At 47.9% G+C, this 21150-nt stretch carries 14 protein-coding genes; 5 read left to right on the plus strand and 9 right to left on the minus strand.

The window, feature by feature from the left end; translation table 11 throughout:
- Positions 1-54: 54 nt before the first annotated feature.
- From HMPREF1212_RS07630 to HMPREF1212_RS07640, 3 genes are read right to left on the minus strand one after another with little or no spacing between them, the layout of a single operon-like run.
- Positions 55-1425: a sigma-54-dependent transcriptional regulator gene (locus HMPREF1212_RS07630; protein ID WP_046148959.1), complete on the minus strand. Its 1371-nt coding sequence runs from the start codon at positions 1423-1425 to the stop codon at positions 55-57.
- Positions 1422-2666 (minus strand): GAF domain-containing sensor histidine kinase, encoded by a 1245-nt coding sequence (locus tag HMPREF1212_RS07635; protein WP_028727286.1) that lies wholly within the window; start codon positions 2664-2666, stop codon positions 1422-1424. Before HMPREF1212_RS07635 ends, HMPREF1212_RS07630 begins: the two co-directional genes overlap by 4 nt.
- 52 nt (positions 2667-2718) lie before the next feature.
- A complete protein-coding gene (locus HMPREF1212_RS07640) occupies positions 2719-5019 on the minus strand; it encodes a GH92 family glycosyl hydrolase (RefSeq protein WP_046148960.1) in 2301 nt (766 codons plus the stop codon).
- 298 nt (positions 5020-5317) lie between these two features.
- Between HMPREF1212_RS07640 and HMPREF1212_RS07645 the strand changes: the two genes are divergently transcribed.
- The 5 genes from HMPREF1212_RS07645 to HMPREF1212_RS07665 all read left to right on the plus strand — a co-directional run bounded on the left by HMPREF1212_RS07645 (position 5318) and on the right by HMPREF1212_RS07665 (position 12254).
- A complete protein-coding gene (locus HMPREF1212_RS07645; protein WP_046148961.1) occupies positions 5318-6850 on the plus strand; it encodes a TolC family protein in 1533 nt (510 codons plus the stop codon).
- Between the two features lie 224 nt (positions 6851-7074).
- Positions 7075-8514, plus strand: a complete 1440-nt coding sequence (locus HMPREF1212_RS07650; protein ID WP_232430055.1) for an NEW3 domain-containing protein — start codon at positions 7075-7077, stop codon at positions 8512-8514.
- 45 nt (positions 8515-8559) lie between these two features.
- Complete coding sequence (locus tag HMPREF1212_RS07655; RefSeq protein WP_028727290.1) at positions 8560-9279, plus strand: ABC transporter ATP-binding protein; 720 nt, start codon at positions 8560-8562, stop codon at positions 9277-9279.
- 29 nt (positions 9280-9308) lie between these two features.
- A complete protein-coding gene (locus HMPREF1212_RS07660) occupies positions 9309-10844 on the plus strand; it encodes an ABC transporter permease subunit (protein WP_046148962.1) in 1536 nt (511 codons plus the stop codon).
- Between the two features lie 15 nt (positions 10845-10859).
- A complete protein-coding gene (locus tag HMPREF1212_RS07665) occupies positions 10860-12254 on the plus strand; it encodes an ABC transporter permease (protein ID WP_046148963.1) in 1395 nt (464 codons plus the stop codon).
- Positions 12255-12562: 308 nt separating this feature from the next.
- Here the strand turns inward: HMPREF1212_RS07665 and HMPREF1212_RS07670 are convergent, their stop codons facing one another.
- From HMPREF1212_RS07670 to HMPREF1212_RS07695, 6 genes are all read right to left on the minus strand, one after another.
- Entirely contained in the window at positions 12563-13474 is a 912-nt protein-coding gene (locus tag HMPREF1212_RS07670) for a DUF368 domain-containing protein (RefSeq protein WP_046148964.1), read from the minus strand.
- On the minus strand, positions 13475-14917 hold the full coding sequence (locus HMPREF1212_RS07675) for a tetratricopeptide repeat protein (protein ID WP_046148965.1): 1443 nt from the start codon (positions 14915-14917) through the stop codon (positions 13475-13477).
- Between the two features lie 31 nt (positions 14918-14948).
- Complete coding sequence (locus tag HMPREF1212_RS07680) at positions 14949-16697, minus strand: glutamine--tRNA ligase/YqeY domain fusion protein (RefSeq protein WP_046150280.1); 1749 nt, start codon at positions 16695-16697, stop codon at positions 14949-14951.
- Positions 16698-16887: 190 nt separating this feature from the next.
- Positions 16888-18141: an Nramp family divalent metal transporter gene (locus HMPREF1212_RS07685; protein ID WP_028727296.1), complete on the minus strand. Its 1254-nt coding sequence runs from the start codon at positions 18139-18141 to the stop codon at positions 16888-16890.
- A gap of 134 nt (positions 18142-18275) precedes the next feature.
- Positions 18276-19592, minus strand: a complete 1317-nt coding sequence (locus HMPREF1212_RS07690) for a sensor histidine kinase (protein ID WP_046148966.1) — start codon at positions 19590-19592, stop codon at positions 18276-18278.
- 33 nt (positions 19593-19625) lie between these two features.
- Positions 19626-20978, minus strand: coding sequence for a sigma-54-dependent transcriptional regulator (locus tag HMPREF1212_RS07695; RefSeq protein WP_046148967.1), 1353 nt, complete (start codon positions 20976-20978; stop codon positions 19626-19628).
- Positions 20979-21150 lie beyond the last annotated feature (172 nt).

Consider the following 21150-nt stretch of genomic DNA (forward strand, 5'->3'; position numbering starts at 1 on the left):
TAGATCATTCCTCGTAACAATGACAGATAGCCAATGAATAGCAAAGGCGCAGTGTCAATTTTCATCCGACGACAGCCCATAACGCTTCATTTTGTTAAACAATGTCTTCCGGCTGATATTGAGAGCCTCTGCTGTCAGGGTACGATTGAAGTTATGCTTTTTCAGGGCTTCAATAATAAGCTCTTTCTCCATCTGTGCATTGATCTCCCGGATACTGTTTCCGCTGCTTCCGCTTACGGTCTGTGCTTCGGCTAGTTCGTACCCTTTTATCCGGTCGGGCAGATGTTCGGGACGGATCACGCCTCCGGTACAAAGTATCATTGAGCTCTGTATCGCATTCTCCAGGTCGCGCACGTTGCCGGGCCAGTCGTAAGACGTAAGCAGGCTTATTGCTTCGGGGCTGACGGACTGTACGTCGAGGCTCAGCGTCCGGTTATATTTGCGGATAAAGAAATTGGTCAGCAGGGGAATATCTTCTTTCCTCTCGCGCAGGGGCGGAAGGATCAGGGTAAACACATTCAGGCGATAGAGCAGGTCGAGCCGGAAATGCCCGTTCTTCACCTCATCGTCCAGGTTGCGGTTGGTAGCCGCTACGATGCGGACGTCTACCGGAATGGCTTTCTTTCCACCGATGCGGGTAATTCTCCGTTCTTCCAATACGCGAAGCAGTTTGACCTGTGCATCCAAAGGCAGTTCGCCCACTTCATCGAGGAACAGCGTGCCGCCATCCGCCCGCTCGAAAGTGCCGGCTTTGGCTTCTTTGGCATCGGTAAAGGCGCCGCGTTCGTGTCCGAACAGCTCGCTTTCCATCAGGGTAAGAGGGATTGCCCCGCAGTTGATAGCCACAAACGGGCCCTGGCTGCGAAGGCTGTTGTCGTGTACGGCACGGGCAATCAATTCCTTACCGGTTCCGCTTTCGCCGTGTATCAGCACTGTCGCATTGGTTTCTGCCACCCGGCGCACCTGTGTCATTACCTGCTTCAGGCCGGTGTTGTCTCCGATGACGGCACTTTTCTTTTCGCCCAGGCTCTTTTTCAGGTTCGATATTTCTCCTTTCATCCGGGTATGCTCGATGGCACGGCCTACGGTGAGTAGTAGTTTATCGTTGTCGAAAGGCTTTTCTATAAAGTCGTAAGCTCCTTTCTTTACGGCATCGACCGCCAGCGAGATAGAGCCGAAAGCCGTGACAAAGAGGACGACCTGGTTAGGCGATATCTGTTTGATTTCTTCCAACGCTTCCACTCCGGTCATGACCGGCATTTGCTGATCCAGTAAAATAACGTCGGGCTGGAAGGAGAGGAGCGCTTCCACTGCTTCCCGTCCGTTTTCGACAGGCATCACATCATATCCTTCGTCCGTGAGCAGGCGGCAGATCATTTTACGGATGCGCGGTTCGTCGTCGGCCACTACTATTTTTGCTTTCATATACGTTGCGGTAGTTTTACATTCATACAAGTGCCTTTGCCGGGCGTACTTTTTACTTCTATCTCGCCCTCATGCCGGTTGATGATGCCGTAACAGATGGCAAGGCCGAGTCCGGTTCCTTCCTCTTTTGTCGTGAAGAAAGGGTTGAATACATTCTCGATGTCTTTTTGTTCGATGCCCCTTCCGGTGTCTTCGAATGAAATGATCAGGTAACGGGAATGAGGGTTGATGGGAGCCCCTTTCTCTATACTTATTATTAATGTACGCGAGCGGTCGGGAGTATTCCGGTTCATTGCCTCGACAGCGTTGAGGATGATGTTGAGAAAAACCTGTTTCAGCTGTTCCGCATCGGCCTGTATGGTCGTGTTGTCGGTGAAGTATTCGAATTCTACTTCTATATTCTGTTTGCGTAAGGTATTCGTCACCAGCAAAAGCGTCTGGTTGATCAGTTGCTCGATGTTTACCTCCGAAGCATCGAGGGCTGACGGACGGGCAAACGACAGCAGGCCTTGTACGATTTTATTGATACGTTCCACTTCGGAGATCAGCTCCGTCATCATTTCGCTTTTTGCCGGGTCGCTGCTGAAGTCTTTGCTCAGATACTGGATTGTGCTGCGGATAGCCGTCAGCGGGTTCCGTATTTCGTGGGCGGCACCGGCAGCCAGTTCGCCGAGCGTAGCCAGACGGTCGGTGCGGTACATCTTCTTCAGGCGTTCCGTTTGTATCTCGTATAGCGAAGCATGTTCGATCGCAAAGTTCGCCTGGTTGATCAGGATGGAGAGCAGGTTCAGCTCCTGTTCGGTAAAGCGGGTGCCGTCATTTTTCTTTCCTATGAAGATGGTGCCGTTTGTCTGGTTCATCACTTTAAGGGGAAAGATCAGTTCGGAGCCCAGCTGCCGTATGGCTTCCTGCTCTTCTTCCGGGAAATAATCGATAATGTCCGGATGCTCGGATACGATCAGATGCTTTTCGTTTACCGACAGCCAGTTGACCAACCGGCTCCGGCCTGTCAGCGTCACAGGTTTGTTCTTTGCCTCGTTTTGCTGCCTGTACTTGCCTGTATTCTCATCCCGCAGGAAGATATAAATACTTTCCACGGGGCATATCTGTTTTACTTTGGCAACGATATTGCCGATAAGTAACTGTTTGTCGACGATCAGTGCCAGCGACCGGTTAAACTCCGAAAGCAGTAGCTCCAGGTTCGGCTGTGCGGCTTGTTCGTTCTTCTTAAATAGTGGCATATTGTTTCTGATCTTTGTACAAAAGTATAAAAAGCAGACGAATAAAGAGCAATTAATGTTTAAAACACCCGTACGCCGGCTGATCGGCCATCTCGAGTACCAGTTCTCCTCCGGCGGCAATGGCGGCAAAAGGTATCCGGGGATGTTTTAATTCTTTGCCGTTCAGATACGCTTTTTGGATATAGATGTTTTCTTTCGAGTTGTTACGTGCTTCGATCGTAAAGGTCTTTCCCTTATAATAATCCGGGTCTAAATGGATGGTGACTTTGTTGAACAGCGGGCTGGTCAGTTCCAGTTCCGGTTGAAGGGAAGCGCCGCCGTTCATTTCGAAGAAGCCGAGGGCACTCATCACATACCAGCCACCCATCTGTCCTTCGTCTTCATCCCCTTCCCAGCCGTGATAGGGTGTGGAGCCGTAGAAACTGTCCAGGATGGCACGCGACCACTTTTGCGCCAGCCACGGTTTGCCGGAATAATTGAACAGGAATGGGGTACACATATTCACTTCGTTCCCCTGGTTGATATAGAATTCGGCAGACTGTCCCGTCGTACGGTCGAATACATGTGCGGCAAACTTATGCTTTTCCGACTTGATAAAGCCCTCTTCCAGGCGGCTGTTGAACAAGTCTTTACCCAGAAAACCGACTAACCCCGGCACATCATGCGGCACATACCAGGAATATTGCCAGCTGTTCCCTTCGATGAACCCTTTGTTGGAAAAGACATCGAAGTCCGCATCCCAGTTACCCAGGCTGTCGCGGCGCATAACGAACTTCTTCTCCGGATGGAATACATTCTTGTAGTTCATGGAACGTGCCAGCAGGGCTTTCCCTTCCTTCTTCTTGCCGAGGGCAAAGGCCAGTTGCGAGACGCACCAGTCGTCGTAGGCATAATCGAGTGTTTTGGAAACGACACCCTTTTCCATCGGCATATAACCCTGCTTGATGTAAACGTCGAGTAGAGGGTTGCCGCAGTTGCCGCCACAAGGATGGTTGATGCCGGGTTCCGTTACATTCTTTGCTACCGCTTTGTAGATCTCTTCGCCGTCTTTGCGTATGCCTTTCTGGTAAGCGGCCACCAGGAGGGCGGTTTCGTGCGAGCCTTCCATGATACCGGAATACTCCAGTCCGGCCGGCCCTTTGCTTGTCCATCCGGTATGTTTGAACATTTCCAATTGGGTGGTCACCCAATCGTCTACAATGCGGGGCGAAAGGATAGACCAGAGTCCGTTGAGGTTCCAGAAACTGTTCCAGAAAGCGTCGCCGCCGTACATATTGCCGTGATCCAGTTGTTGCACGTTTTCGCAGGCGTCGCGGTATTGTCCGTTTACGTCGTTCCAGGTTTGCTTGCCGGCATAGGCACGGTAGAGGTTGGTGTAGAACTTGGTTTTATCCACTTCGTTCTCTCCTTCAATCTCGATCTTGCCGAGCAGTTCGTTCCATTTATTGCGGGTTTGTGACGCTACGCGGTCGAAGTCGTATTGCAAAGGTGCCAGTTCTGTCTCCATATTCAAACGGGCTTGCTCGATACTGACCAGCGATAAGCCTGTGGAGACGGTTATACTTTCCCCTTCTTCTGTGTTGTAAAGGGCATAGACTCCGATGTCGTTCTTTCCAGCGATCGCTTGTATATTTTCTTTTTCTTCCCCTTCGTTCCAGCCGTTCAGTTGGGAGAACGGTTTGCTGAAGCGGACGATGAAATGCAGTTTGTATTTGTTCCAGCTGCTCCACGGGCCTGATTGACAGTCGGCATACCCTTCCAGTTCTGTATTACTTACTTTGGTGATGCACGCATCTTTTACGCTGAACCCGTAATCCCATTCGGTAGGGAAGAGGAGGTCTATTAATATTCTCGACTCCTTTCTTTCGGGAAAGGTGTAACGATGGATGCCGCAACGGGTGGTGGCGGAAAGTTCCGCTTTCACTTCATGGTCGTACAGATAGACGGAATAATATCCCGGCGAGGCTTTTTCCGTCTCTTTCAGGATACGGGAATGGTAGCCGGCATTCGCACCCTTGTAAGGGGAATCCACCGAAGGGTTCGACAGGGCGAGGTCGGCCGTTGTCGGCATGATCATCAATCCGCCCATCGTCCAGGCATGCAGGTGACTGAAGCCGGAGACGCTGTTGATGGCATATTCGTATCCGCCCATCCAAACGTTTCCCTGGTTGTCCGGGCCGAGTTGCACCATACCGAACGGTTCCTGGGCATAAGGCCCCAGCATCCACCGGGAATTGGAGGTGCCGATAAACATATCCACATAATCGACGGGCTCTTTCGTCCCGGCAGAAACCAACGTAGTGAATAGTGTCAGAGATAAAAAGGCATAACGGGTTACTTGTTTTATATTCATGGTATTACTTGTTTAATATCGTTGGGCAAAGATATGGCTTTTCCCGTGTCCGGATTATAATTTTCTGCTGAATAGATTGTATTATCCTCTGAAATATCCCTGAATGGGTAAAGAATTACCCAATTTGGGTAAGGCTCTTCCCGCTTACCCATGAGTAAAAAGTTACTCGTTTCCGTAAGCGATGTATAATCAACCGATTGCTGTTTTGGCACGCCATTTGCCTTATTATAGGCGTATAAGGAAACAAATAACGATAATTGGGTAATGTGTTACCCGGAAAGATTTAATTCGATATAATATGAAAAGAAATTTGTTAGCATCTTTATTAATAGGGTTCGCCCTGGCGGGACATGCGGAGACGGAAAACCTCCGGACGATCACCTATGATGAGGCCATCCGTATTGCCCTGGGCGAAAGCTATACGGTGAAATACTACAAGGAGGACATGGATGCCACCCGCTACTCTTACCTCTACACGAAAGCGCAGTTCAAGCCGATGCTCGACTTCAGCCTCTTCACCCCTTCGTGGACGGAAGAACTGACGGAGGTGTCTCAGGCCGACGGTCTGCCGGTGTATAACTCTACCGGTTCCCTGCAGGTGGGAGGAAACCTGAACTTCACGTATGTATTGCCCACCGGCGGTAACTTTGCCCTGTCATCTAAAATGTATTGGGAGAATTACCGTACCACGCTTTCACAAAAGGATTACGAGGAGTTGGAACGCGACCAGGTATACAGCCGTTTCGCCCTGTCCTTCAACCAACCGATCTTTACCGCCAATAAGCTGAAAGAGAATATGAAGGTGGCCGAACTCGACTTCCGGAAGAGCACCTGCTACTTCACCCGTGTCCAGATGAACATCGTATATAATGTAACCGAAGGTTTCTACAACGTGTACAAACTGGCTTACGAACATAAGATCAACGAGGATCGCCTGGCCAACTCCCGCGAAGCCTATCGCATCACCAAGCTGAAACAGGAAACAGGCAACCTTCCCGAAGGGGAAATGCTGATCGCCGAGATCACCGTGGCACAGGATGAAGCCCGCGTGATGGAAAGCGAAGGCAAACTGTCGACTGCCAAAGACCAGTTCAAACTGCTGATCGGCCTGGATCTGAAAGAGGAGATCGACCTGAAAGCGGATATGGAGTTTGAAGCTTTTATCGTCGACATGCAACAGGCCATCGATGAAGCGTTGCGCAACCGTATGGAGATACAGGAAGACAACCTGGACATCGAACTGCAAGCCATCGAAGTGAAACGCGCCAAACGCGAACGGGAGTTCAAAGGAAATATCTCCGCCTATTACGACTTTACGGGATTGAGTACGCGGGGAGAAGGATCGGTAGGCCAGCTGGTCGGCTCTTCGTTCGATAATATGCGCGACCGCCCTTCCAACCGTGGTATCGCCCTGACCGTCTCTTACCCGCTGATGGACTGGGGACGTGCCAAGAACCAGGTACGCCGCGAACAAGTCCGCCTGAAACAGCGCGAACTGAACCTCGACAACACCAAAAGAACCATCGAACAGGAAATCCGCGAGATAGTACGCAGCGTGTATGAAGCCGAGAAGCGTTACCGTATCAACCGCCGCAACCAGGAAGTAGCCGTACAGAGTTACCGTATCAGCCAGATGCGTTTCGAAAACGGCGACATGACGAGCCAGGAACTTTCTATCGAGCAGGAGCGTCTTTCGCAGGTGCAACTGGCTTATATAGACAGTTATATCACCTACCGGTTGTCAGTAGCCGACCTGAACCGGAAGACGATGTATGACTTCGAACATAACCGCAGTTTCATGCCGGAAGACAAGGAACTAGCCGGAAAGTAGGCAACAACTAATTCTCGGATAGTGACTTATTAGTTCAAAATATATGAGAAAGTATACTTTTGAGCATGCATGAATTTAATTTTGAGCTAGCTCGAAATTGATTTTTAGCAAGCCCGAAATTAATTTTGAGCATGCTCAAAAGCAAAAGAATATAGAAGAAAAATACTAGTTACAGGGCGCTTTTGAGTTAGAAGTTCCCTATCGGAAAGATAAATATATATATAATGAATACGACAATGATTAAACAAATGATTCAAACACTGCCAGTATTGCTGGCTTTCCTGATGCTGTCGTTCGGCGTCCGGGCACAGGAAAATAGCGAAGCAGCCCTGTTGCTCGACCTGAAGAAGACGCGTGCCGATTATGAAGTGGCCAAACAGAAGTATCAGAACGACACGAAGTTGTACAATGAAAAAGCCATCTCTGCCAACGACTTCAACCGCTCGAAGAATGAGCTGCTGAGTAAGGAGGTAGACTATCAGAAGCTGATCCTTAAACTGATCTCGCAACAGAGTTACATCACCGTAGAACGTGCCGTGAAGTATCAGGATCAGCGGGGCGAGCGCAAGGTGAAGATCACGTTGAAGAGTGCCCTCGAAGGAAATGAGGAGTACCTGAACCAGTTTCAGGAACACTTCGACGTATTCACTCCCGAAATGCGTTCCGGTAAAATATATAATATATATGTATCGTTAGTAGATAACGAGTCGAAAACGATTATCGGCTCTCCCTACGAGTTCCGTGTCCCGTTTATCGAGTTGGGAAAGGTGGCGACTGCCGACTTCGAGCTGCTGAAGGATGCCGAGAACCTGACGGTGGCGCTGAATTACAACAACCGGAAAGATGAAAAGAATATCTATTTGAAGAAGGATGCCAGTGTGAACGTGATCGATATCTCGTCTATGCAGTTCAGCCAGGAAGCCGACCTGAGCAGCAAGGCGACCTACGACCTGACCCTCGAACGTTTCTCCACCTCGGATGATGTCTACCGCCTGGAGATCCTCGATCTGCCGCGCCAGATAAGCTACGACTTTACCGATGGCGAAAGTAAAGTGACTCAGATCAAATTTGCACAGGGGGTAAACATAAAGAAGTTATCTTTGCAAGTCTATCTGCCGGATCGCGACGATCAGCAGGTAGTGATCGACAAGCCGATCAAATTCCAGGTACAGACTGTCTCCGCCGCCAACGGTGAAAAGGCCGGAAGCGAAAACCTGGAGATCATCCCCCGTGGAAAGGGAAAGATCGAAGTGCGTGCAAACAACCTCTATCATGAAACGACTGTCGGAAAAGAAGTGGCTATGGACGTGACCGTCCGCAACGGAGGAACCCGCCGTCTGGATAACATCAAGCTGACAACGGAGAAACCGCTGGGTTGGGATACCCGTATCGAACCGGATGTGATCAGCAGTCTCGAACCGGAAAAGGAACTGACCGTGAAGGTAACCATCATCCCGCCGTCGGACGGAGGAGTAGGTGCCCAGGAAGTAAAGATCAAGACCGAAGCTATGGCCGATAACCGCAAGGTGGATACCGAAGACAAGACTGTCCGTATCCAGGTAAATGCTTCCACTTCCATCATCGGAACCATCTTCCTGATCTTGTTGCTCATCGGCTTTGTCGGCGGAATCGTTTGGTTCGGCATGAAGCTTAGCAAACGGTAAGCAATATACAATTACAGAATAATAACAAATAAAAATAAGAACATTATGCTACAAGCAATCGATTTGACAAAGAGATATGAAGACGGCAACCTGGCCCTCGATTCACTGAACCTGGAAATCAAACCGGGTGAAATATTCTTTTTACTGGGTGCCAACGGGGCGGGGAAGACCACTTCTATCAATATCTTCCTCAACTTTATCGAACCTACTTCCGGCCATGCCCTGATAGACGGTATCGACGTGATGGAAAACCCGTTGGAAACAAAGAACCACGTCGCTTTCGTTTCCGAGAATGTGATGTTGTACGGCAACTTCACCGCCCGTCAGAACCTCGACTTCTTCGCCCGTCTGGGAGGGAAGCCGAACCTGACAAAGACCGACTATTATAACGTCATGCGCCGTGTCGGCCTTCAGGAAGAAGCCTTCGAACGTAAACTGAAGACCTTCTCCAAAGGTATGCGACAGAAAGTAGGTCTGGCAATCGCCATCATCAAGGATGCCGACAATATCGTGATGGACGAACCGACCACCGGCCTCGACCCTAAGAGTGCAGCTGAATTGATGCAGATACTGATCAACCTGCGTAACGCCGGAAAGAGTATCCTGATGTGTACCCACGACTTGTTCCGTGCCAAAGCGGTAGCCGACCGCGTCGGTATCATGAAAGAAGGCCGTCTGGTGATGCTTCGCAGCCGTGAAGAATTCCTTCAGGATGACCTGGAACGTATCTATCTGGATTATATGCAGGAAGCTGTCATAGAGTAAGAGTACAAACGATATAATACATATATACTATGATTTGGTTAATAGCAAAGAAAGATTTCCTGCTGAACTTGTTGTCGGTCAGGTTTATTATAGGGTTTGTGCTGTGTCTGCTGGTGATACCGTTTACGGTGATCGTCAGTGTGGATAATTATCAGAACCAGGTGCGTGTCTATAAGATAGAGCAGGCACAGGCGGATAAGGAAATGAAAGAGAGCCGGGTATGGTCGGCTGTACGTCCGACCGTGGTTCAGGAGCCGGAGCCGCTGAGTATATTCAGTACAGGTATTATCAGCAATATCGGGAATAAGGTAAAAATACTCTTCTGGGAATATCCGCTATTTCCAGAAGGGCATACCCTTACCCGCGATAACCCGTTGCTGAATGCCTTCTTCTCCATAGACTTTTCTAAAGTGATCGCTATCCTGATCTCGTTGCTGGCACTCGTCTTTTCGTATGATGCCATCACCCGGGAGCGGGAAGACGGGACGATGAAACTGACTTTTACAGGACAGGTAAGCCGTATCTCTTTCCTGATTGGAAAGTTATTGGGGTTGTTGCTTACGTTGCTGCCTATCCTGCTGTTCTGTTACCTGCTGGCTTGCCTTATTATTGTGGTTAATCCGGAGGTTTCATTCTCTGCTTCCGACTGGGGCGGGTTATTACTGCTCTTGCTGACGTCGGTTATCTATATGATGGTATTTCTTTTGTTGGGAATGTTCATTTCCAGTAGGGTGACACATTCGTCTTCATCCATTATTATCAGCTTGCTGTGCTGGATATGGTTCCTGTTCCTGATGCCTAACATTGCGACTTACCTGGCACAGAGTATTTCAAAAGCCCCCTTGTATGATAACGTACAGGCCGCCATGCAGGATTATGACGAAACTTTTTATAAAGAACAGAGAGAAGAAGCACCGCGTATTGCTCAAAAGTACAATCTGGGGAGCTTGAACTATAATAATGCCAATGGTGATGAGAAAGGGTGGACTGAGTTAGCCGGTGGCTCACGGGATTTACCTATATTTCATCAGCAGTTGCAGATTTGGGCAACCCCTGTTATGCTGAACAATGCGGACAAGAAATGGGCTTTGCAACGGAATTATCTGGATGGTCTGTTGCGTCAGCAACAATTGCAACAGGTTATCGCCTGGCTGTCGCCTTCTGAACTGTTTGCCCAGACGACAGAAGCTTTGTGTCGTACTAATGCGGGTAGTTTTCTTAAATATATGGAGAGTGTGCGCAACTACCGCGAGAGCGTTATTACCTATTACAAGGATCAAAAGTTGTTTGAGTCTATAGCTTACTTTACTCCTCAGCCCCTGGAAGAGTTTCCGACACAGGCGGAACTGGACTCGGGGGATGAAACAGCCTGGAAGAGGTTTGACAGAGGGTATAGTGAATTTCCATATCCTGATACAAGTAGCCTTCCCCGTTATGTCCCCGGGCAGGCAACGCTTTCAGCTGCTTTAGGTGATGCGCTGGGTCGCTTATCGGCCTTACTGGGATTGGCGATCGTTTTGTTGATAGGAACAATCGTGTCGTTTATGAAATATGATGTCAGATAATAAATAATTACAGTTATGTTTACAACTTTATATATACGGGAATTGCAGAACTATCTGTATAGCCTGCGCTTCCAGGTTTCTTTTGTAATTGTTGTGTTAGTGTTTGCTTTGGGGAGCATTTCATTTGTTTCCTCTTTTAAGGATCTGCATAAGAACTATGCCCAGTATAGCAAAGCACAACAGGAAACAATAGGCAAACTTGCTGAGAATGTATCGAAGGTGGCGACGGTGCCGAATTATTTTGTCACTTCTCCACGCGAAAACAGTATAGTTGCCGATTGTAAGGAAAACTATTTGCCTAATCGCATCCGTTATAGTGCCTATAATGTGTTCAATTATTCGGTACGCCATGACAGTAACAATCCCTTGTTGAGCAGGGGAGACAGTTTGAGCTGGTCGTTTATTGTTTCCATGTTCCTGAGCTTTATTACTTTACTTTTTGCTTTTGATGCCATTTCGGGTGAGAAAGAGGAGAGGACGCTGGCTTTGGTCTTTTCAAATGCCGTACCCCGACGGACTTTCCTATGCAGCAAGCTGTTGAGCATCGTTACAGTGGTAGGACTCATGGAACTGATCGGTATTATGATCAGCCTGCTTATTCTGGCTGTTTCCGGCCAGGTGCAGTTGAACGGTAGCTTTATGATCGAGACGGGCGGATTTATATTGATCAGTCTTTTATTCATTACTACTTTTGCCGTCTTTGGTTTGTTGTCGTCGGTGGTAACACGTTATTCAAATATCAGCTTGCTTATTTCCCTTTGCTTCTGGTTGTTTGCCGCGGTTATCATTCCTAATACCTCTGTATTCTGGGCAAAGAAGTTGTTCAGCATACCGACATCGGAAGAAGTGGCTCAGAAACGCCACGAAGCATCTTATGATATTAACCGTAACGCACCGGCTGGAAGTTGGTCTTCCAATAGCAGGGATCCATTTTATCCCCGGCATGAGTTGCGTGCAAATATCCAGACTAATCTGATGAATAATGATAAGAAGTATAATGATGCCTATTACCTGCAACAATTCCGTCAGTTCGAGCAGACCCGTAATTTCACGTTACTTTCACCGATTGCGCAGTTCGATTATATGAATGAGGCGTTTTTGGGAGGTGGTTACCTGCGTTTCCAGAAGAACTGGAATGACTTGCATATTTTCCAGGAGAGGTTCTTGCAATGGTTCAAGGATATTGATGCGAAGGATGCCGACAGTCCGCATTGGTATAACCCTTATGAGGATTATTCCACCAGCAAAAAGCCTGTCGCTATCGATCAGATCCCGCAATACCAGGAACAGATCGCTTCTTTCGGTCAGCGTATCGAGTTTATCAGTGGCTACCTGATTGCGATGATCGTAACGATCGCCGTGCTGTTCATAGCTTGTTTTTATTTCTTTACAAGGTATGATGTGAGATAAATTGATTTAGATTGTCAAATAATTAGACGGCGGTGTCTAATTATTTGACATAACCTGTTTGATGTTGAAATAGTATGTGGTTGATAAATAGATGTATATGCTTTTGGCACGCCATTTGTATTATAGATGGCGCTGCCGGAATACGAATGAACAAAACTATAATAATGTGTGTTTTCAACAAGAAAAGGGAGCAACTCTTGGCGAATCGCTCCCTTTATAACCCATAAGGTTAACATAATTGATGAGGTTCTCTTTGGCGAGAGACCGAGCTCTTCTCCGTGCGTGAGCATAGGGAAGAGATTTCTTTTTTAAGCCTTAGCTCCCTTCATGGATAACTTTTCAAGGAAATATACGATGGCAAAGCCGAAGATCATTAATCCGACTGCTTCCCATACCAACTGATCGGGCAGGATATTTGCCTCTACCAGCGGTTTGATAACACCGTGACTGTCTGTATATGTTTCTATCGTTTCTTTCCACGGCCATACTTTATTCAGCGAACCCAGCATAAATCCGGCCAGTACGGCGATCGTCGTGTCGTGAAATCTGCGCAAGGCAAATGATAGGACGCGTGAAAAAGAGGTGATACCCAGTACCGCTCCACAAATGAAAACGAGCATCACCGGTATATTGAATGTCTTTACAGCTTCCATAATGTAGAAGTATTTACCCAGCAAAACAAGGATGAAACTACCCGAAATACCCGGCAGGATCATCGCACAGATAGCGATCGCCCCGCAAAGGAAGATAAAGAACAGGTTGGTGGGAGTCTCCGCCGGTGTGGCCACTGTGATGTAATAGGCGATGACCGCTCCGATGATAAAGCACAGGATCGATTTCCAGTTCCATTGCTTGATATCCTTCGATACGAACCAGGTAGAAGCCAGTACCAACCCGAAGAAGAAAGCCCAAACCAGGATAGGGTGTGTCACCAGCAACCAGGTAATAATCTTTGCCAGTGAGAAAATACTGATGCCGATACCGGCAACGATCGATAGCAGGAAATTGGCATTGATCGCTTTCCAGAAGGCGGCGATCTTACCGGTAAAAAGTAATTTCAGACTCGCTCCGTTAATACTTTTGATCGAATCGATCAGCTCTTCATAAATACCTACAATAAAGGCAATCGTACCACCAGATACACCGGGGACAACATCTGCCGCCCCCATTCCCATGCCTTTCAAAAGTAAGAGACCGTAGTCTTTTAGATTTCTGTTCATTTAATTGTTGTTGTCTTTATTATTGAGGAATTCTTTTGTAAGATCTTCCGGTGGAATGTGTTTACCCATCAATTGCTGTTCCACATCGCTGAAGTCTACCCCCGAGCTTTCCAGGTATTCGACCAGTTCCTGCGGAGAGGTCTGCGAGAAATGTTCTCCGAAATGTCTCATATCTCCCTTTGCCAGATAAGCCATCGCCATATGAAGATGTATATAAGGCATGTCGGGATTGACTTCCATCACCTTATGGTAGTATTTGAGCGCTTTCTCTATTTCTCCCTTCATATACAGGAACTGTCCGGCATGGAACAGGCTTTCGTAATCTTCCGGTTGATAATCACTTCCTTGATCCAGCACGTCGAACAACCGTTCGGTTGTCTCGATAGCAAGTTTATCTTCCCCGTTCTCAACGTAAGTCAATGCCAGTAAGGAGAGTATCCGGACATTACTCGGAAATAACTCTACAGCTTTTATGAGCGCTTTGGACGCTTCCCGGTCGCGGTCGGTTTCCGTGCAACAGCGGATATAATTAATGTATGCTGCCGGCTCATTGGCTGTGACCTTCTTTCCGATGATGTCTTTCAGCATCGCGTATGCTCCTTCATAATCTTCCAGTTTGATGTAGCATTCTGCCATTAACGGCTTGATACGTTCCGACATATCCGATTCGCTTTCTATCTCTTTATATACTTCGAGTGCCTTTTCATAATTTTCGTTCATGTAGAGGCAGTAAGCTTTCAGTATTTTCAGTTCGGGATCCGAATCGTCGCAGGTGAGGGCAAAGTCGAAAGCTTCGATTGCTTTATCGAATTCCGACTTGATGGAATACAGGCGTCCGAGCGAGAACCAATAGTCGTGCGAGTATGGATCTTTATCGATCAGTTCGTTGCATATGGCAATGGCACCGTCGATGTCGCCCTCCATTTCCAGATTGTAGCATAACTCATCTTTCAGGGTGAGATTGTCCGGGAATAAGGCAATGCCGCGTTTGATATAATCGTGCGCTTCCTTACCCATATCCATATCACTTAGAAGGGGAGCGATGTACTCGAATGCTAATTCCAGATAGTCACAATCCCGTGCAGCGATGTCTTCCGTAAATTCGACTACTTTATCATATTCGTCGAGCATGCAAAAACATTCCAATCGTAATAAGTCCAGGTCCTGGTTGTCGGTTTCGGCAATAGAATCGATCAAAGCGAGCGCACTGTCATAATCTTCATTATAGACATAAAAGAGGCACTGCCTGATTTGTAAATCCGTATTACCTGGATGAAGCTTTAGCCCTAAGGCTAAAACTTCATCGAAGTATTTATAATCATCCGATTCTTCAAAACTGTCCAACAAGTCGCTGAGTTCATCTGCGTCGAAATAGGGTTCTTTCCCTTTTTCGTGTGCATCCAGGTAACGTTGTAACAGGCGTGAAATATCATCTTCTTTCATATATCAGGTAAATTCTCTTTTATCTTGTTTATTACGCTTTATCCTTCATCTTGCTCCAGGTATCTTTCAGGGATACGGTGCGGTTGAAGATAAGCTTTTCCGGCGTCGAATCTTTGTCTACGTTGAAATAACCGATACGCTGGAATTGCAGGTAATCATACGGTTTGGCATCTGCCAGATATTTCTCTACGTAACAATTAGTCAGTATATTTAATGAGTCCGGGTTGATGATCTCTTTCATCGCATCCAGAACGGAACAGTCTTTTGCTTCGCGGATAGCGGCTAATTCGTCGCGTGGATTCTCTACTTTCCAGAGACGGTCGTATAAGCGGACTTCTGCGGGCAGACTGTGGGCACAACTCAACCAGTGCAGGGTTCCTTTTACCTTCCGGTTGCTATCGGGCATACCGCTCTTGGTATTCGGATCGTATTCGCAATATACTTCCACCACTTCGCCGGCATCGTTCTTTTTGCAGCCTGTACATTTCACGATATAGGCATTCTTCAGGCGGACTTCCTGTCCCGGAGTCATGCGGAAGAATTTCTTCGGTGCATCTTCCATGAAGTCTTCTCTTTCCATCCACAGCTCGCGGCTGAATTCGATCAGGTGGGTTCCTGCTGTTTCATCCTCCGGGTTGTTGATCGCTTCCATCTCTTCCACTTTTCCTTCCGGATAGTTGGTGATGATCAGTTTGATCGGATCGAGGACGGCCGATACACGTGTGGCACGGGCATTCAGGTCTTCACGAACGGCACTTTCCAACAAAGCGAATTCGTTGAGGGCATCGTATGTAGTATAACCGATCTTGTCTACAAATTTGCGGATAGACTCGGGGGAGTAACCACGGCGGCGGAAAGCACAGATTGTCGGCATACGGGGATCGTCCCAACCGTCTACCAGCTTCTCTTTTACCAGCGTGAGCAGGTTGCGTTTGCTCATCAGCGTATAGCTCAGGTTCAATTTATTGAACTCAGTCTGGCGGGGGCGGTTATCGTCCAGGTCTTTGCCTTCTTTCAGCCAGTCGATGAAGAGGTCGTACAATGGGCGGTGTACCACAAATTCCAGGGTACAAAGCGAGTGTGTAACTCCTTCGAAGTAGTCGCTCTGACCATGTGCGAAGTCGTACATCGGATACACTTTCCATTTATCGCCTGTGCGGTGATGGTGTGCTGAGGTAACCACGCGGTAGATGATCGGGTCGCGGAAGTGCATGTTGGAATTCGCCATATCGATTTTAGCACGCAATACCATCGCACCTTCTTCCACTTCGCCGTCGCTCATTTTTTTGAATAACTCCAGGTTCTCTTCGATAGGACGGTCGCGGTACGGACTGTTGATACCCGGTTGGGTAGGGGTTCCTTTCTGCTGGGCGATAACTTCCGAACTTTGTTCGTCGATATAGGCTTTCCCTTCCTTGATCAGACGGATGGCAAAGTCCCATAACTGCTGGAAATAGTCGGATGCATAATAGATGTTGTTCCAATGAAATCCGAGCCATTCTATATCTTCTTTTATTGCATCGACATACTCTACATCTTCTTTTACCGGATTGGTGTCGTCGAAACGAAGGTTACAAACTCCGTTGTAACGTTCTGCCATGCCGAAGTCCAGGCAAATGGCTTTGGCGTGTCCGATATGCAGGTAACCGTTGGGTTCGGGTGGGAAACGGGTTTGTACGCGTCCGCCGTTTTTACCTTCTGCCAGATCTTTCTCAACATTTGCTTCAATAAAATTCAGGCTCTTTTTGCCTTCTTCTTCGTTCGTTCTGATATCGCTCATATCTGTTCTGAATATGTTATTTCTTTTTAACGGAGCAAAGGTAGCGATTTCTTTATTTGCTACATAGCGATACAAGTTTTTTCCTGTATTTGAGGCTTAATTTTATCGAACAGAGCATAATACTTCCATAGCCATTATCTCATTTATAAGGCTGCGTGCGATGGTTATGCCGGCAAACCGGATTAATTTTTTAAAACAAGCTGATCAACAGGGCGATGTTCAATACGGTGACCATTGTTCCCAACAACAGCAACAGGATGGTGGTCGAACGGGAATTGACGTATTGCCCCATCACTTTCCTGCTTGAAGTAAGATATACCTGCGTAAAGACCGTGATCGGCAACTGTACGCTTAACAACATTTGAGAGAGGATCAACCCTTTGAAAGGATCGCCGATCAGAAAGATGATAAGCAGTGCCGGGACGAATGACAGGATAACCCCTAACTTGGAGTGTAAGTCCTTATGGTTATATGCCTCCCCGTAGAATCCGGCAAAGATGGAAGCACCGGCAATCCCCGATGTGATGGTTGATGAAATACCTGCCAGCAATAACGCGGCCGCAAATATGACCCCCGCATTATTCCCTACCAGAGGTACCAGTAACTGTTGTGCCTGATCCAGTTCTTCGACTGCGATTTTCTCTTTAAAGAAGGTGGCGGCAGCCAGGATGATCATGGCCGAGTTGATTGCCCAACCGATAACCATCGATAGGAGCGTATCATAAAATTCGTATTTCAATTGCTTCTTGATCACCGTCTCGTCTTCCAGATTCCATTCGCGGCTCTGGATCACTTCCGAGTGCAGGAACAGGTTGTGCGGCATCACTACGGCGCCGAGCACGCTCATAATGATCAGCATCGAGTTTGGCGGGAACGACGGTTTTACCCATCCCTGTATCGCTTGCCCCCAATGGACGTCTACCAGCGCCAGTTCATAAAGGAACGAGAGCCCGATGATGGAGACGAACATAATGATCCAACGTTCTATCTTGCTATAGGTGTTGCTGAGCAGCATGATCAGACAGGCAATCGTAATGATGACCGCCCCTATCTTGATCGGCATACCGAACAGCATACGAAGGGCAATGGCTCCACCCAGGATTTCCGCCAGAGAGGTGGATATACTGGCCAGCATGGCCGAACCGAGGATCGGGCGGCTGAGCATACGCGGCATGTATTTGTTGGTCGCTTCCGACAGGCAGAGCCCGGTAACGATACCGAGGTGAGCTACGTTGTGTTGGATAATGATCAGCATGATGGAAGAAAAAGTAACCACCCACAGCAGGGCATATCCGAATTCCGACCCGGCAGCCAGGTTGGTCGCCCAGTTTCCGGGATCGATGAAGCCGACGGTAACCAATAGTCCGGGGCCAATGTATTTAAGTAAGTCTAATCCCCCTGAGCGGGGTTTGTGATTGATTTTGAGTTTGTCTAGAAGTTTCATATTCTGTCTTATCTTTTTGTTTACTTTTCAATCGATACTCTATTCCGGTCGCAATCGAGTGTCGCTCTCGGTCGGGATAAGGTGCTCATTCCGGTCGGGATCGACTGTTCATCCGAAACCGCATCCGTTTCCTCTTACGGGAATGTCAGGATAAACGACGTTTTGCTGATAGCCGGATTGCTCTTCAGGGCAATGCTACCACCCGAAAGCCTCATGATCTGCCGTGAGATGGAAAGTCCGATACCACTTCCGCCTTCCTTGGTGGTGAAGAACGGGACAAAGATATGTTCCGCCTCTTCCGGTGGGATAACGGGGCCGTTGTTGCTGACCTCTATGACTACCGATTCATCCGGGTTGCAATAAGCTTTCAGTTCGATACGTCCGTCCGGTTGTTCGCTGCCTATGGCCTGCATTCCGTTTTTCAGCAGGTTCAGTACGACCTGGGTGATCAGGTTCTCGTCGGCATAAACGATCAGGTCGGCCGGTTCTATACTTATATTAATCGTTATATTGGGGTAATTGTTGTGATGGCGGGCCAGATTTATCATCCTTTCCGCGAATTTCTGTACATAGAACAGCGAAGGTTCGGGCGTCGGGATGTGCGTGAATTTGCGGTAAGACTCGACAAACGATATCAACGTCTTCCCCGTAGTACTGATCACTTCCAGTCCGTTACGTATTTCGCTGTCGGCATCTTCATGCAGGGAAAGCAGCGTGTCGCTCAGGGAAGTGATAGGGGTGACGGAGTTCATGATTTCGTGTGTCAGTACGCGGGTAAGGCGTATCCACGAGTCGATTTCCTTGTCATCCAGTTCGCTGTTGATATCGTTGATAGCCAGGATACGGACATGTTTGTCCTGCAGGGTCATTTCGGATACGCGGATCGACAGGTTCACGGTACCGCGTTCGTTGACAAACGAGATCTGGTGCTTGTCTCCCGGACGGATATCGGTGATTGTCTGTTGCAGTTTCTCGTCTATGCGGGCCAACTGCTTGACGTGGGTGAATACGGAAAGTCCCAGTAAGCGCAGGGCTTCGTTGTTAGTCTGGAAGATGTTTCCGATGTCGTCCAGGACGATGATCCCCGTGTTTACCGAGTTCATGATAAGCTCGTAGTACTTTTCTTTCTGTACGGCATCCGCTTTCGCCTGGAAAAGGATCTGGGTGATACGGTTCAATGACTCGCTCACCAGCTTGTCGTTCGATGAGCGCCCGCGGGTGGCATATTGGAAAGCATAGTCGCTGTTGTCTATCGCATCGAACATGAATGCTACCTTCTGGGCATTCCGCTTGAATAAATTACGCATCATCTGTATGGAATAGAGCCAGGCGATAGAAAGGAGGATGAACCATTCCCATTTATGGTTCATGGCCGTATAAGTTCCGGCAATTGTCAGTATTCCAAACAAGCCCAGACGGAAGGTGAGACTATGATAAATGCCTTTTAACATAACAAATGATGTGTCAATGTGCTGGTTGGCACATTATAATTCGTAACGTTTTATTTTATTGTACAGTGTCTGACGTGAAATACCCAGCTGGCTTGCAACAAGCGAAAGATTGCCGTTGTATTTATCCATGGCATTCTTGATCATGTTGTATTCCATTTCTTCCAGTGTAGTAACCTCTTTCATCGGAGCATCTTTCTTACGGGGAAAATCGAAGTCGGTACTTTCCAGCGTATCCCCATCTGTGATGATCACTGCCTTTTCGATGGTATGTTCCAACTCGCGGATATTGCCGAACCAGGGTTGTTGTTTCAGTTTCTCTTTGGCGTCGGCACTCAGGCGCATGGTCGACTTGCCGTAGATGTTGGTGTATTTGGCCAGGAATATCTCCGTTAGCGGGACAATATCCTCCGGTCGTTCGCGAAGAGACGGTATCTCCACATGGATGGTGTTGATACGGTACAAAAGGTCTTCGCGGAACTGGTCTTTCTGTACCATTTCCTGCAAATCGCGGTTGGTGGCACAGATCAGGCGGATATTGATAGGGATAGGTGTGTTGCTGCCTACGCGGACGATGCTGCGGCGTTGCAGGGCCGTCAATAATTTGGCTTGCAGATGATAGGAGAGGTTGCCGATCTCATCCAGGAACAGCGAACCGTTATTTGCCGCTTCGAATTTACCGGGACGGTCGGCACGTGCATCCGTAAAGGCTCCTTTCATATGGCCGAACAGCTCGCTTTCGAACAAGGTCTCGGTGATGGCTCCCATGTCGACCGGAACCATAGCCTCTTTTTTGCGGTTCGAGAGTATATGGATCTCCCTTGCCAACATCTCTTTACCCGTACCGTTCTCACCGGTGATGAGGATATTGGCATCCGTCTTGGCTACCTTCTCGATCAGGTTGCGGAGTTGTTGCATGGCATTGCTTTCTCCCCAGAACATACCGCTTTCTTTGGATATGACCTGCTTGTCGTTTTCGTGCGGGATACCTTTGCGGTTCGCCATCCGGATATCGTAAGCGGTCTTCAGAGTTTCCAGCAACTTGGCGTTATTCCAGGGTTTCACCACGAAATCGGTTGCTCCTTCCTTGATGCCCCTTACTGCCAGGTCGATATCGGCGTAAGCGGTGAACAGAACTACCTGGACGGACGGCTCTTCCTTTTTTATTTCAGAAAGCCAGAACAATCCTTCATTTCCGGTGTTGATCCCGGCACTGAAGTTCATATCCAGCAAAACCACATCTACATCTTCATTATGTAATGTCGTCTTTATCTTGTTGGGTGTGGAGATCGTTATCACTTTTTCAAAACAGGTTCCCAACAGCATCTGTACTGCGGTCAGAATCCCTTTGTTGTCGTCTACAACCAGTATGGTGCCTTGTTTAGCCATTGTAATAATAATGTATTTATGTGTGCAAAGATACAGGTTCGGTTTTACACTTCCTAACCTGTGTCTAATATTTAGACAGATAAAATAGGGAGGAAACGGTTTATCACCGTTTGTCTAATAATTATACACCACTGTCTAATTTTTTTACACTTCGGGAAATCCGGAGAATTGT

The organism is Parabacteroides sp. HGS0025 (assembly GCF_000969845.1).
In the GTDB taxonomy this organism is placed as follows: domain Bacteria; phylum Bacteroidota; class Bacteroidia; order Bacteroidales; family Tannerellaceae; genus Parabacteroides; species Parabacteroides gordonii.

Bases quoted from the DNA above. Each gene is read 5' to 3' on its own strand.
- HMPREF1212_RS07690 (WP_046148966.1), bottom strand. From the start codon at position 19,592: ATGTTAAAAGGCATTTATCATAGTCTCACCTTCCGTCTGGGCTTGTTT.
- HMPREF1212_RS07650 (WP_232430055.1), top strand. From the start codon at position 7,075: ATGAATACGACAATGATTAAACAAATGATTCAAACACTGCCAGTATTG.
- HMPREF1212_RS07630 (WP_046148959.1), bottom strand. From the start codon at position 1,425: ATGAAAGCAAAAATAGTAGTGGCCGACGACGAACCGCGCATCCGTAAA.
- HMPREF1212_RS07665 (WP_046148963.1), top strand. From the start codon at position 10,860: ATGTTTACAACTTTATATATACGGGAATTGCAGAACTATCTGTATAGC.
- HMPREF1212_RS07655 (WP_028727290.1), top strand. From the start codon at position 8,560: ATGCTACAAGCAATCGATTTGACAAAGAGATATGAAGACGGCAACCTG.
- HMPREF1212_RS07680 (WP_046150280.1), bottom strand. From the start codon at position 16,697: ATGAGCGATATCAGAACGAACGAAGAAGAAGGCAAAAAGAGCCTGAAT.
- HMPREF1212_RS07635 (WP_028727286.1), bottom strand. From the start codon at position 2,666: ATGCCACTATTTAAGAAGAACGAACAAGCCGCACAGCCGAACCTGGAG.
- HMPREF1212_RS07695 (WP_046148967.1), bottom strand. From the start codon at position 20,978: ATGGCTAAACAAGGCACCATACTGGTTGTAGACGACAACAAAGGGATT.
- HMPREF1212_RS07640 (WP_046148960.1), bottom strand. From the start codon at position 5,019: ATGAATATAAAACAAGTAACCCGTTATGCCTTTTTATCTCTGACACTA.
- HMPREF1212_RS07675 (WP_046148965.1), bottom strand. From the start codon at position 14,917: ATGAAAGAAGATGATATTTCACGCCTGTTACAACGTTACCTGGATGCA.
- HMPREF1212_RS07660 (WP_046148962.1), top strand. From the start codon at position 9,309: ATGATTTGGTTAATAGCAAAGAAAGATTTCCTGCTGAACTTGTTGTCG.
- HMPREF1212_RS07685 (WP_028727296.1), bottom strand. From the start codon at position 18,141: ATGAAACTTCTAGACAAACTCAAAATCAATCACAAACCCCGCTCAGGG.
- HMPREF1212_RS07645 (WP_046148961.1), top strand. From the start codon at position 5,318: ATGAAAAGAAATTTGTTAGCATCTTTATTAATAGGGTTCGCCCTGGCG.
- HMPREF1212_RS07670 (WP_046148964.1), bottom strand. From the start codon at position 13,474: ATGAACAGAAATCTAAAAGACTACGGTCTCTTACTTTTGAAAGGCATG.